The organism is Bradyrhizobium sp. SSBR45G, assembly GCF_030159255.1.
Classification (GTDB): domain Bacteria; phylum Pseudomonadota; class Alphaproteobacteria; order Rhizobiales; family Xanthobacteraceae; genus Bradyrhizobium.
In genome coordinates, this window is the sequence record NZ_BSCT01000007.1 from 177,318 (window position 1) to 190,089 (window position 12,772).

The 12,772-nt window shown below is 61.3% G+C and carries 10 protein-coding genes; 4 read left to right on the top strand and 6 right to left on the bottom strand.

The window, feature by feature from the left end; translation table 11 throughout:
- Positions 1 to 18: 18 nt before the first annotated feature.
- From QQL87_RS11900 to QQL87_RS11910, 3 genes are read right to left on the bottom strand one after another with little or no spacing between them, the layout of a single operon-like run.
- Positions 19 to 1,122 (bottom strand): ABC-type transport auxiliary lipoprotein family protein, encoded by a 1,104-nt coding sequence (locus tag QQL87_RS11900; RefSeq protein WP_284418003.1) that lies wholly within the window; start codon positions 1,120 to 1,122, stop codon positions 19 to 21.
- A 2-nt stretch (positions 1,123 to 1,124) separates the two neighbouring features.
- On the bottom strand, positions 1,125 to 1,904 hold the full coding sequence (locus QQL87_RS11905) for an ABC transporter ATP-binding protein (RefSeq protein WP_284418002.1): 780 nt from the start codon (positions 1,902 to 1,904) through the stop codon (positions 1,125 to 1,127).
- A 2-nt stretch (positions 1,905 to 1,906) separates the two neighbouring features.
- Entirely contained in the window at positions 1,907 to 3,043 is a 1,137-nt protein-coding gene (locus QQL87_RS11910) for an ABC transporter permease (RefSeq protein ID WP_502871159.1), read from the bottom strand.
- A 420-nt stretch (positions 3,044 to 3,463) separates the two neighbouring features.
- Between QQL87_RS11910 and QQL87_RS11915 the strand changes: the two genes are divergently transcribed.
- Positions 3,464 to 3,967 carry a phage holin family protein gene (locus tag QQL87_RS11915; protein ID WP_284418001.1) on the top strand — a complete coding sequence of 168 codons (504 nt, stop codon included), beginning with the start codon at positions 3,464 to 3,466 and terminating at the stop codon, positions 3,965 to 3,967.
- A 28-nt stretch (positions 3,968 to 3,995) separates the two neighbouring features.
- On the opposite strand, the gene QQL87_RS11920 is transcribed toward QQL87_RS11915, so the two are convergent.
- Positions 3,996 to 6,689 (bottom strand): bifunctional acetate--CoA ligase family protein/GNAT family N-acetyltransferase, encoded by a 2,694-nt coding sequence (locus QQL87_RS11920; protein WP_284418000.1) that lies wholly within the window; start codon positions 6,687 to 6,689, stop codon positions 3,996 to 3,998.
- A gap of 260 nt (positions 6,690 to 6,949) precedes the next feature.
- Between QQL87_RS11920 and QQL87_RS11925 the strand changes: the two genes are divergently transcribed.
- Complete coding sequence (locus QQL87_RS11925; RefSeq protein ID WP_284417999.1) at positions 6,950 to 7,939, top strand: zinc-dependent alcohol dehydrogenase family protein; 990 nt, start codon at positions 6,950 to 6,952, stop codon at positions 7,937 to 7,939.
- A gap of 25 nt (positions 7,940 to 7,964) precedes the next feature.
- Entirely contained in the window at positions 7,965 to 9,542 is a 1,578-nt protein-coding gene (locus QQL87_RS11930) for a bifunctional aminoglycoside phosphotransferase/ATP-binding protein (protein ID WP_284417998.1), read from the top strand.
- Between the two features lie 14 nt (positions 9,543 to 9,556).
- Here the strand turns inward: QQL87_RS11930 and QQL87_RS11935 are convergent, their stop codons facing one another.
- Together QQL87_RS11935 and QQL87_RS11940 are read right to left on the bottom strand one after the other, a co-directional pair.
- Entirely contained in the window at positions 9,557 to 11,218 is a 1,662-nt protein-coding gene (locus QQL87_RS11935; RefSeq protein ID WP_502871160.1) for a PHA/PHB synthase family protein, read from the bottom strand.
- A 227-nt stretch (positions 11,219 to 11,445) separates the two neighbouring features.
- The gene (locus tag QQL87_RS11940; RefSeq protein ID WP_284417996.1) at positions 11,446 to 11,808 is read right to left on the bottom strand and encodes a hypothetical protein; all 363 of its coding nucleotides are present in this window, start codon (positions 11,806 to 11,808) and stop codon (positions 11,446 to 11,448) included.
- Positions 11,809 to 11,972: 164 nt separating this feature from the next.
- On the opposite strand from QQL87_RS11940, the gene QQL87_RS11945 reads away from it, so the two are divergent.
- Positions 11,973 to 12,701 (top strand): CBS domain-containing protein, encoded by a 729-nt coding sequence (locus QQL87_RS11945; protein WP_284417994.1) that lies wholly within the window; start codon positions 11,973 to 11,975, stop codon positions 12,699 to 12,701.
- Positions 12,702 to 12,772: the final 71 nt, after the last annotated feature.

Consider the following 12,772-nt stretch of genomic DNA (forward strand, 5'->3'; position numbering starts at 1 on the left):
TTGACCGGCAGCGGTCACCTAGAACGCCTGGATGGTCCAGTTGAGGATCGACTTGGCGACGCGGCCAAAGGCCTGATCGAAGGCGCGGGCTGAACCGGCTGGATCGAGCTGGCCAAGTGGCTCGCTTTCGTCGAACAGGCGCGACGCGATGATCTTGCCATTCTTGTCGACCAGACGCGCGGACAGACCGATGTCCGCCGTGGCTGTCGCATCGACATTGATTCGGAAGCGACGAACGTCGATCAACAACTGAACGTCCGGCTGTCCGAGATCCGATGTCCGCAGCGGAGCGTGAGCGACATCATAGTTTTCGAACGAATCGATCAGGCGGGCCTGCAACAGTTTCGGGATGCTGTCGGCCCACAGCGCATCGCCAAACCCAGGATAGTCCTTGGCGGGCGAAAACAGCATGCGCTGTGTCTGCAGCATGGCAACGGCCGTCGGCTCAGGGATGGCGAGCTGGCCCCTGATGGTCTTGCTGACGGGGCCGAAATCTCGCGGCGCAGTGAGATCATAGGTGACCTTCTGTACCGGAGCACCGCCGCCGGTCATCTTCTCGAGCCCCGCGACGATCCCATCCAGCTTGCCTGTATTCCGCGCCAATCCGTCCGAAAATGTCTTGAGGTTGGCAATCGTGTCTTTCAGCGGTCCGGCATTCTCCGCGAGGACGGCGTCGACGCGCCGCAAGGCATCACGTGCGGCCTGTGTCATGCTCTGGCCAGCACCCGGCTCAGCCATCAACGTCGACACGGCGGCCGCCGTCTCGGTCGACGAGCCGCCCTCCAGCGCGATGACCGGGACCCCCGTCAGCCCCTGGAATTCCAAGCCCACCTTGGTGTCGGTTCGCACCGGGGTGCTCGACGCGACCGAGATCGTTGCATTGACCCGACGCGGGTTTTCCGGAGCGAGGCCGAGTTCCGTGACCTCGCCGACCCGGATTCCGTTAAACAGAACGGCAGCCCCGACCAGCAGCCCCGGAACAGATCCTTCGAACTGCACATGGTAGGTCGTCCGCGGCCCGAGCCCTCCCGTGTTATTGAGCCAGTACACGAAGCCAAAGATCGCGACGATCGCGGCCAGCACGAAGCCTCCGATGACAGCGAATGGCGCACGCGTTTCCATGTTCAACTCTCTTTCGGTTGCAGCATCTGGGATCGCTTGCCGTGGAAGTAGGCCTTGACCCAGGGATGCTCGGATCGAAGCAGATCGCGCATCGGGCCGATCGCCACGATCTTGCCATCGGCCAAGGCTGCGACGCGATCACACACCGTGTTCAGGCTGGCCAGGTCATGCGTCACCATGAACACGGTCAAGCCCAGTGTCTGCTGCAGGGTCTTGATCAGGGCATCGAAATCCCCGGCAGAGATCGGATCGAGGCCGGAGGTCGGCTCGTCGAGAAACACGATCGACGGATCGAGCGCGAGAGCGCGCGCCAGCGCGGCGCGCTTGGTCATGCCTCCGGAGAGTTCGGCCGGGAATTTGTCGCCGTCCTCGGCTCGAAGACCGACCATTTCGAGCTTGGCGGTCGCGACCTCATCCATCAGGACCTGCGACATCTGCAGATTTTCCCGCAGCGGGAATTGGACGTTCTGCTTGACGGTGAGTGACGAAAACAGTGCGCCCTGCTGGAAAAGAATCCCCCAGCGCGTCGCCACGGCCTGGGTTGTGCGTTCATCTGCACCGCCAAGCGGCGTTCCCATGACCTCGATGGTCCCGCTACGTCGAGGAATAAGCCCGATGATGGTCCGCATCAGGACAGATTTCCCTCCACCGGAGGCGCCGACCAGCCCAAGGATTTCGCCCCGACGGACCTCCAGGGACAGTTCATTCAGAACGATCTGACGGCCAAACCCGACGACAAGATCAGTCACTCGGATCGCGCTCGATAGTCCACGCTCATCCATTGCTACATTCCGATGGACGCAAAGAACACGGCGAACAGGCCATCAAGCACGATCACCAGGAAAATAGACTTCACGACCGATGTCGTAGTCTGTTGCCCCAGGGATTCCGCACTGCCCTTGACACGAAGGCCTTCACTGCAGGCAACGATGCCGATCACCAGCGCCATGAAGGGCGCCTTCAGCATTCCCACCTCGAAATGCGTGACCGAGATCGCCTCGCGCAGCCGTGCGATGAAGATCGGCGGGCCCATACCGCCATACAGCTGAGCGACCAGTCCCCCGCCATAGAGCGCAGCCATCGACCCGACGAAGGCCAGAATTGGCAAGGTCAGGATCAGCGCGACGATACGCGGCAGAATCAAGACCTCAACTGGATCGAGCCCCATCGTCACCAGGGCATCGATCTCTTCGCGCATCTTCATCGATCCGATCTCCGCCGTGTAGGCGCTTCCCGATCGGCCCGCCACCATGATGGCCACGATCAGCACACCGAGCTCGCGCAGGACCAGGATGCCGACCATATCGACGACATAGGATTCCGCGCCGAAACGCCGGAAGTGAAAGATGCCCTGCTGGGCAATGATCGCGCCGATCAGGAACGTGATCAACACCACGATCGGAATGGCCTGCCAGCCGATCCGGTACATCTGATAGACGAGTGAGGTCACGCGAAGGGATCGCGGGCGGCGCAGCGTTCGCGCTAACGCAAAGAACAGCGCGGCCAGCATGTCCAGGAAGACGGTGACGTCCTGCGCTGCCCCGAGGCTCGACCGCCCCATCTCGGTCAGCTTGACTACGATCGGATTCTGCCGCGGGACCGGCGAGATCTCCCGCCGATTGACCTGCCGAACCTCTTCGACGAGTCCGCTGTAGTTCTCGGCGACCCCGACCATCTCGACCCGGCGGCCACCAGATGCAGCTCTGCGGCCGAGCTTTTCAATCAGCCAAGCGCCGACGGTATCGATCTCGCTGACTGCTCCAAGGTCGAGCTTCACGGTCATCGCCCGACCGAGCTTGGTGTTCGCAGACTCGGTCAGATTCTCGAGCTCAGCCACATTGCGCGATACCCAGGATCCACTGGGACGGAACTCCAGCACGTCGTCCGTCGTATCGGCGGTCAATCCTGGATGAGAACGCAATGAAATGTCTCCTTCGGGCATGACCTGTTTCCTAAATCCCGCCCATGCGCCGCGCTTGATGTGCATCAATGCCGTGGTCACGCCCGGTTGAGCGAAATCAAGCTCCGCCCTGCTATCGGTTCTACAATGAATCCGACAACAGGACAAAACATGGCAATCGACCCTGCGATACTCAGGAACGAGCTGGATGCTCTGACGCGTGAAGTCGGCCGGCTGATGCGAAACACTGGTGGACACCGCGCTGGTCCAGACGGGCAACCGATCGCGGAGCCGACCGCGGCAGCAATCGGATCCCTGAGCGCAGGCCTGAGGGATGCTGACTTTCATATTGAACGGCTGATTCAAGCCCGTCCGATCATGGCGGCTGCAGCAGCATTTGCGGTCGGTGTGGCTGTCGGCCTGCTACTGCGGAGAACCTGAATGGATACGGACAATGTCGCTAAACATTTGCGTGTCCTCTGGAGGACCGACCGTGTCATCGCCGACATCAGGCTTCGGCATATGCTCGTTGGACTCGGATTGCGCGCCTTTGCTGCGCTGATTGCTGTCTTTGGGCTTCTGATGCTCGAGCTGGCGGCCTATCTTGCCCTGGTCCAGGTCACGACGGCGGTGATCGCAGCAGCGGCGCTCGGCGCCTCGAACTTCGTGATCGCAGCGATCCTGCTGATCATCGCGTCGCGCGCTCCATCCGGCCGAGAACTCGAACTGGCCAACGAGATTCATTCCTCATCAATGGACGCCCTTCAGTTGGAAGCGCGGTCGCTGCAAACCCATGTCTCAAGCGTGATCAATCATCCACTCAACAGCCTGATTCCACTCCTGGTCATTCCCATTGCGACGATGATCATCAGAGCGCTCCGCGCGCATGGCTCGTCCGAAAGCGAAGCAGCAAGTTCCTCGCCCAACGACGCCCACACGACTTGACCGCGCCGCGCGGAAAGCGGAAGAAAAATCAGAGTCTCAGCTTGACGTTGCAAAGATCGCGCTCGGTCGGATCGGTTTTGACCTCGAAGCCGAGATTCCTGCACATTTCCAGCATGACGCTATTCTCCTGCAGCACGTCGCCGGAGATCATCTTCAGGCCCTCAGCCTTGGCGTACTCGATGATGAGCTGCATCAACGCCCAGCCGAGCCCCCTGCCCTTGAGATCCGACCGCAGCAGGATCGCGTATTCTCCGCTCTCATAGACGGAGTCGGAATGAATTCGGACAACCCCGACCAGCTCGTTGGTCGCTTCGTCGATAGCAACGAAAGCCATTGCGCGCGCATAGTCGAGCTGCGTGAGACGCGCAATGAATTCATGCGTGAACTCCTTCATCGGCGCGAAGAAGCGCAAGCGGAGATCCTCAGGCGTGACATGCTTGAGGAGTTCGTGAATGATCGGCTCGTCCTCAGGCCTGATCGGCCGCGCGAAGATCCGCCAGCCATCCTTGATCTGGAGATGCCGTTCCCATTGGGTCGGATATGGTCGGACGGCAAAGTTCGACGGTCCAGCCCCCTTGAATTTCGGCGGCACCTTGCCGACCGCGACACGCGCATCGACGGCCATGACACCGCTCTCGTCGGCAAGCAGCGGGTTGATGTCAAGCTCGCGAATCTCGGGAACATCTGCTGCAAGCTGCGCGAGCTTGACCAGGACCATCGCGACCGCATCCGGCTTGACCGCCGGAACATCGCGATAGGCCTGCAACAATCGGGAGACGCGCGTGCGCTCGATGAGGTTGCGAGCAAGTTGGAGATCGAGCGGCGGCAGACCAAGCGCCTTGTCATTGATGATCTCGACCGCGACACCGCCGCGCCCAAACACGATCACGGTCCCGAACGTCGGATCATCGGCAATGCCCATGATCAGTTCGCGCGCCTTGGCGCGCACGACCATGGCCTGCACGATCACGCCGGAAATCCGTGCGTCGGGCCGAACGGCCTTGGCACGGGCGGTGATCTCGTTCGCCGCGTTGCGGACGGCCTCGGTCGTTGTCAGATTGAGGACGACACCGCCGACGTCGGATTTGTGAACGATGTCCCGGGAGAGGATCTTGAGCACGACCGTCGCGCCCTGGGCGAAAAGCTGGTTCGCATAGGCGACCGCCTCCTCGACCGACGCCGCCGCGAACGTCGGCACCATCGCGATATCGTAAGCTTCCAGCAACCGACTGATCTCGACCGGATCGAGCCAGGTTCGCCCGTCGGAGAGCGCGTTGATCACGATTTGGCGGGCAGCTTCGACGTCCGGCGCAAAGGAGCTCGGCATCGCCGGCGGGACCGCGGCGAGCGACTCGACCACCTCGCGATGGCGGACCAGATGCATGAATCCGCGAACCGCATCGTCCTCGGTGGGATAGTTAGGAATTCCCGCGCCGCTCAGCGTTTCGATGACCGACTGCTCTGCGCCGACCCATGCCGCAAGCACCGGCTTGGCCCAGCGCCGATGCTGCTTGCGATAGGCGCTGACGAATTGAGTGACAGCTGTTGCAATGTCGCTTGCGGATGCGATGGCGGTCTGAACGTTCATCACGAGCACAGCGTCGTTGGCCTGGTCCGCCAGCAGCACCTCGAGCGACGCTGTATAGCGCGCCGCATCAGCGTCGCCGACGATATCGACCGGGTTGGAGCCCGACCATGTAGACGGCAGCACGGCGTCGAGCCTGTCATGAACAGCAGGAGACAGCGTTGCCGCGATGCCACCGAGTTCGACCAGCCGGTCCACCGCGAGCACACCGATTCCGCCACCATTGGTGAGAAGAGCAAGCCTCTTGCCGGTCGGCGACTCGACCCGCCCCAGGGTTTCCGCGCAGTCGAAAAGCTCGCGCAGATCCGACACGCGCAGAACGCCGGCACGCCGAAACGCCGCTTCGTAGACCGCGTCTGCTCCTGCCAGGGCCCCCGTATGCGTTGCCGCTGCTTTTGCGCCAACGGCTCCGCGGCCCGACTTGACGACCACGACCGGCTTGACCCTGGCGGCCGCTCGGGCCGCCGACATGAACTTGCGGGCGTCCTTGACGGCTTCGATGTAGAGAAGGATCGCACGTGTGCCGCCGTCCAAGGCAAAGTGGTCCAGGAGGTCGGCCAGATCGACGTCCAGCTGGTCGCCGATCGAGACGATGCCTGAAAATCCCACCCCGCGCTGCGCAGCCCAGTCCACCATTCCGGCTGCGATGGCGCCGGACTGTGAAATCAGCGCCAGGCTTCCTGCGACCGGCATGTGCGCCGAGAAGCTCGCATTGAGCTTGATGGTGGGCATCATGATGCCCAAGCAGTTGGGCCCGACCAGACGCATGCCGTACTTTTGCGCGGCCTTCTCAGCCTGCTCGGCCAGTGATCCCGCTCCATGTCCGAGGCCTGATGTGATGATCAGCGCCCCGGCAGCCCCGAGAGCTCCGGCGCGGTCGATCAGATCAGGAATCGAGGGAGGCGGCGTCGTGATCACAACCAGTTCCGGCACGAACGGCAACTCGGCGAGACTGCCAACGGACGCAACGCCGGAGAGCTCGGGATAGCGTGAATTGACCAGACCGAGCTGCCCCTCGAAGTGCGCCTTGATGACGTTGTCGAGAATCGCTCGTCCCACCGAATTCAGCCGTGGGCTGCCTCCAACCAGGGCGATCGAACGAGGCAAAAGCAGGTTCCGCAATCGGTAAGTCGACATTTCGATATCCAGCAATGGGCCTGCGAAAGGCGGTGAGGTCCCGCGCCGGCATCTTAGATTCAATACACCGCGGGTCCAGCGTGACTTATCATCCCACCACTGGACCCCTTTTACGCCAGCTCAGGTCTTGATGCACGGAGGTGGTTTCCTCGCTCGCGCTTGATAGGCGCTCAGGCGTACCAGTCACCTTGAGGAGCATCAAACCGGTGCGAAAGAGAACGACGTATTCCCTGAAGCCAAAACGCTCCAGGAGGCCTTCGATGCATGCGATGGTGTTGCAAAAGCCGAGAGGAGCGCTTCAACCCAAAATCCTTGCCGATCCTGAGCCAGGCCCCGGTGAGATTCGTGTCCGGGTCAGCGCATGCGGCGTCTGCCGCACCGATCTGCATCTCCTCGATGCCGAACTGCCCGACATCGTATATCCGATCATTCCCGGTCACGAGATCGTCGGCCACGTCGATCGCATCGGAGCAGGCGTCACAATGCATCGGCTTGGGGCGCGGGTCGGTATTCCCTGGTTGGGACACACCTGCGGCCATTGCCCGTTCTGCGTACGTGGGATGGAGAATCTTTGTGATGCACCAGCCTTTACAGGCTATACACGCGATGGCGGCTACGCCACCCACGCCGTCGCCGACGCGAATTATGCATTTTCGCTCGAAGGTCTGAGCGATGACGTCGCCGCCGCGCCGCTGTTGTGCGCCGGCTTGATCGGCTGGAGGTCGCTGGTCATGGCCGGAGACGCCCAACGGCTCGGGATCTACGGATTCGGAGCTGCAGGTCATATCGTTGCCCAAGTTGCTCGCTGGCAGGGTCGTGAAGTCTACGCGTTCACACGTGAGAATGACCGAACCGCGCAAGACTTCGCCAGAGAGCTCGGCGCAACATGGACGGGTGCGGCGGACCAGCGTCCCGACGTTGCTCTGGATGCGGCAATCATTTACGCGCCTGCCGGCCAGCTCGTGCCGGCTGCCTTGCGGGCAATACGAAAGGGCGGGCGGGTCGTTTGCGCGGGAATCCATATGAGCGATATTCCAAGCTTCCCCTACTCGCTTCTCTGGGGCGAACGCCACGTGATGTCCGTTGCCAACCTGACACGCCAGGATGGCATGGACTTTCTGCGCATTGCTCAGGAGGCTCATATCCAGACACACACGACAGCCCATCCATTGTCCGACGCGAACAACGTTCTTTCCCGCTTGAGGCAGGGTGACATTGTCGGTGCCGCCGTTCTTGTCCCCGATTTTTGACTCCTGCAACCGGACTCGACAGCTCATGACCTCGCCGCACGATCAGGATCTTGTCTTCGCCTTCCTGTGCGACCTGCACCGGCATCCCGACGTCCGCCGGATCGATACGCACGCCGCGTCCGTCTTTTTGATCGGCGATCGCGCCTTGAAGATCAAGCGGGCAGTCCGACTTCCGTTTCTCGACTATTCGACCCTGGCGCTGCGAAAGGCAGCATGCGCCAAGGAGGTGGAGGTCAATCGTCCCTTCGCCCCCGACATCTATCTGCGCGTCGTCGCAATCACGACGGCTCCGGACGGATCATTTGACATCGACGGATCCGGCACTCCGGTTGAGTATGCGGTCGAGATGCGTCGCTTCGATGACAGCAAGACGCTCGATCATTTGGCTCGCAGCGGTCAGGTGAGCGCCGGCCTGGCCGACCAATTAGCGGAGACGATCGCGACCTCCCATCGCGTTGCCGCCGAGGTTCCGCTCAACACATGGATCGATTGCATCCCACGTTGGATCGACGCTTCCGTTGCGAGCTTGGCAGCCAGCCCGCGATTTCCGCAGACCGAGGTCGAGGCGTTCAGCAAGCTCTGCCATTCGGCCTTCTCCCGCCTGACGCCGCTGCTCGAGCGGCGCGCCACCAACGGCCACGTGCGGCGCTGCCACGGCGACCTCCATCTGGCGAACATCGTGATGATCGAGGACAAGCCGGTTTTGTTCGATGCCATCGAGTTTGACGAAAGCATCGCGACGATCGATGTACTCTACGACCTCGCGTTCCCGCTGATGGATCTGCTGCATTTCGGGCTTCCGGTCGCGGCCAATCATCTGCTGAACCAATATTTCTCGATCGCCGCACCGGACCAGATCGATGGCTTGGCGCTGCTGCCGCTCTTCATGAGCATTCGCGCTGCCATCCGCGCACAAGTCTTTCTTGCCAAGCTCGATCGCGAACGTGCCGACCATGCGAACGCCGATGCCTCGGCAATTCTCTCTATTGCGGAGAGCTATTTCAAACTGGCACGCGAACTTGTTCAGCCTGCCCCGCCGACGATGATCGCAATCGGCGGCCTCTCCGGGACCGGAAAATCCGCTTTGGCGCGAGCCCTCGCGCCTGTCCTGTCCCCGCGACCGGGAGCGATCGTTCTCCGCAGCGACGTTCTGCGCAAGACGCTGTTTGGCGTGGGGCAAACCGATCGGCTTCCGAAGCAAGCCTACACCCCCGAATCGAGCACAAGGGTCTATCGGGAACAGGCAGATCGAGCCGCTCGCGTGCTGGCTCAGGGATTTCCGGTCATCGTCGACGCCGTGTTTGCCAGGCCCGACGAGCGGGAGGCGATCAAGAACGTCGCGAAGCAACTGAACGTGCGCTTTGCCGGAATCTTCCTTTCGGCCGACCTGCGTACCCGACAGCAACGGATTCAGCATCGGGTCAACGACGCATCCGATGCAACAAGCGAGGTCGCCCGGGACCAGGAACGCTATGACATCGGAGCCCTGGATTGGTTGCAGGTCAATGCGTCTGGAACGCCGGAGGCGACACTCCAGCAATGCCTGTCAACGCTTCGGACCACACTCGAGGCCGACGTCGCACGACTTCCTATGACAACGTAAAAAGGATGTTCAAGCTACGTGTGGACGTAGTCGCCGGGCGCACTGCCAAGATCGTCTGCGGCACCCATCCCGATTTGCGGCGGAACGCCAGGCTCTCCCGACTGCCGCGCAAGCCAGGAAGTCCAGGTCGGCCACCAGGATCCCTCGATTCGCGGCGACGTGCTCTGCCACTCGTCAGGTCCGAGGTAGGGCGCATCGGCAGCCTTGGTGCGCACCTGATGCGAATATCCCTGCTCATCGGGCGGCGCCACGATGCCGGCATTGTGTCCGCCGCTTGCCAGAACGAACGTGACGTCCGCATCGACCTCGTAGTGGATCTTGTAGGTCGATTTCCACGGCGCGACGTGATCGCGCAAGGTGCCGACGACGAACATCGGCGTGTGGATATCCGAGAGGGACACAGGCTTGCCCTCGACCCGATACCGCCCCTCGGCGAGATCGTTGTCGAGAAACAGCTTGCGCAGATATTCGGAGTGCATGCGATATGGAAGCCGTGTCGCATCCGCGTTCCAGGCCATCAGATCGCTTGGATGGGCTCGCTCGCCGAGCAGATAGTCGCGGGAGACCCGCGACCAGATCAGATCGTTGGATCGGAGCAGTTGGAACGCACCGGCCATCTGTGTCGTATCGAGATAACCGCGTTCCCACATCATGTCTTCGAGAAAGGCGACTTGGCTTTCGTTGATGAAAAGTGTCAGCTCCCCCGCCTCGGTGAAATCGGTCTGCGCGGCAAACAAGGTGATCGTCTTGAGACGGGTATCACCGTCCCGTGCCATGGCTGCAGCGGTGATCGAGAGCAGCGTACCTCCAAGGCAATAGCCTGCCGCGTGAATGGGCGCGTCCGGAACAATCTTCCCGATCGCGTCGAGAGCGGCCATGATGCCCAGCGACCGATAATCGTCGAAGGCAAGGTCGCGGTCCTCGGCTCCGGGATTGCGCCACGAGATCATGAACACCGTGAAGCCCTGGTCGGTCAGATATCTGACCAGAGAATTGTGGGGCGACAGGTCCAGGATATAGTATTTCATGATCCAGGCGGGCACGATCAGGATCGGTTCTTGCCGCACCCGCTCAGTCGTCGGCGCGTATTGGATCAGCTCGATCAGCCGATTGCGAAGCACGACCTTGCCTGGCGCGGTCGCCACCGTCTTGCCGACCACGAAATCCGCGCCGTTCGATGCCTTGCCCGGCTGCAGCACTTGCATGAGATCGCTGAGCCAGTTCTGCCAGCCGAAAACCAGATTCTCTCCCCCACTTTGAAACGTCTTTTCCACGACCTCAGGGTTGGTCGCCGCAAAGTTCGATGGCGCGAACACATCGAGCATCTGACGAAGCGAGAAATCAACGACGGCTTCGTTGGCCGGATCGACGCCACGAATGCCGGTCGTTGCCATGTGCCACCAATCCTCGCCGAGCAGGAACGCCTGAGCAAACAGGTTGAACGGCTGCGTCGTCCATTGCGGCTTGGAAAACCGATGATCATTCGCCTGCGGTTTGATCAGGTCCCAAGGACTGCGGTTCGGATCGGCCAGATGCAATGATCGCTCGGCAATCTGCCTCGCGCCATGCCAAGCGTCACGGGCAATCTCGATCTGGCGCTGAGGCGCCGCCGCCAGATGACACGCCCAATCCAGATAGGCCATCGACAATGCAGCTGGCGAGATGCCGCAGGTCATGCGTGCCAGAACCGCGCTGAAGGCCCTGTCCAGTTCATGATCGTCGCGTCGAAACTCATGCGCGCCAGCGTGGGCGTCCTGGGCAGCCGACGTTACGTTGGACGCACCAAGCGGCGCGATCGCTGTCCCCGCAAGAGCGGCCTCTGCAGAATCGTCGAGAACATTCTGGCCGTTATGGGTCTGCTCTTCGCGTGTCCGTGGGTCCGGACGCGACGTACCTGCACGCTCTAGTTCCGCCACCGTTGCCCCACGAGATTCACACTGGCATCAATGAGGCGCTGCCCGTTCCTGAAAAGCCGGTCGCAGTCGCGCCTGACAAAGTCAAGCTGATGCTGTCCACATTCCTGGACCATCGTTTGGATTCCCTTGACGGAATGCACACCCGCCAGCTTTGACACGAACTCGGCGAACAGATGCGTTTCTGTCCGCGCGCGATCCAGTGCCTCGTTGCTGGCGAACAGCATCTCTTCCAAGATGATCTGCTGGGAACCGATGAGCAGTTCGAGCGCATGCTTGTTGGACAAAGCAACACGCTCGGTGAGTGCAGCCGTTTCCTCGGCCACGGCATTCGCCCCGGAGAGCTCGGACATAGGCACGTCTCCTCTCGCTGGATCGTCGCCATGTTTCATAGCCCTCGGTGCAGGCCATGACCTTGAGCTGCATCAATGACGGATGCCCGTCCCCTTTGACCTGGGTCAAGTCACGCCTTGACCAGAGGATTACCGTTGATCAGCTTTTGACCTTGGAGTTTGCCATGCGCGCCCATCAGATCATGACCCGTCCAGTCATCACTGTCACGCCAGATACGTCGATTGTGGATGCGGCCAACATCATGCTTCAACGCCATGTCAGTGGCCTGCCGGTGGTCGATGCGGGCGGCAAGCTGGTGGGCGTCGTCTCGGAAGGAGACTTCATTCGTCGAGCGGAAATCGGCACCGGGCGCAAGCGTGGTCGCTGGCTTCGCTTCATTCTGGGCCCGGGGAAATCGGCTGCGGATTTTGTTCACGAGCACGGACGCAGGGTTTCGGAAGTGATGACCAAGTCTCCTTTGACCATCACGGAGGACGCCGCGCTGGCGGAAATCGTCGAGCTCATGGAACGGAACCATGTCAAGCGGCTGCCGGTAGTCAAGGGCGATCAGGTCGTGGGCATCGTGTCACGGGCGAATCTGCTGCAGGCGGTCGCCATGCTGGGGCGGCAGGTACCGGATCCGACGGCCGATGACGACCACATCCGCAACCGCGTCATCGACACCTTGGAGAAGAACGATTGGTGTCCGTTCGGACTGTCGGTCATCGTGAAGGACGGCATCGTTCATTTGAGCGGCGTCATCACCGAGGAACGTTCGCGGCAGGCGGCGATCGTGGCCGCTGAAAACGTCTCCGGTGTCAATAAGGTTCACGATCATCTGTGCTGGGTCGATACCATGTCCGGCATGTATCTGAATTCGCCGGAGGACGACAACATGGCAAAAGCCAGCTGAAACATCATGGCAATTCCTTCAGCGGTGCAACAGCCGCGCGTGCCCTGAACCGGCATTTCGCTAACCCGCGA

Coding starts and splice junctions, on each gene's coding strand:
- QQL87_RS11900 (WP_284418003.1), bottom strand. CDS start 1,122: ATGGAAACGCGTGCGCCATTCGCTGTCATCGGAGGCTTCGTGCTGGCC.
- QQL87_RS11905 (WP_284418002.1), bottom strand. CDS start 1,904: ATGGATGAGCGTGGACTATCGAGCGCGATCCGAGTGACTGATCTTGTC.
- QQL87_RS11915 (WP_284418001.1), top strand. CDS start 3,464: ATGGATACGGACAATGTCGCTAAACATTTGCGTGTCCTCTGGAGGACC.
- QQL87_RS11920 (WP_284418000.1), bottom strand. CDS start 6,689: ATGTCGACTTACCGATTGCGGAACCTGCTTTTGCCTCGTTCGATCGCC.
- QQL87_RS11925 (WP_284417999.1), top strand. CDS start 6,950: ATGCATGCGATGGTGTTGCAAAAGCCGAGAGGAGCGCTTCAACCCAAA.
- QQL87_RS11930 (WP_284417998.1), top strand. CDS start 7,965: ATGACCTCGCCGCACGATCAGGATCTTGTCTTCGCCTTCCTGTGCGAC.
- QQL87_RS11935 (WP_502871160.1), bottom strand. CDS start 11,218: ATGACCTGCGGCATCTCGCCAGCTGCATTGTCGATGGCCTATCTGGAT.
- QQL87_RS11940 (WP_284417996.1), bottom strand. CDS start 11,808: ATGTCCGAGCTCTCCGGGGCGAATGCCGTGGCCGAGGAAACGGCTGCA.
- QQL87_RS11945 (WP_284417994.1), top strand. CDS start 11,973: ATGCGCGCCCATCAGATCATGACCCGTCCAGTCATCACTGTCACGCCA.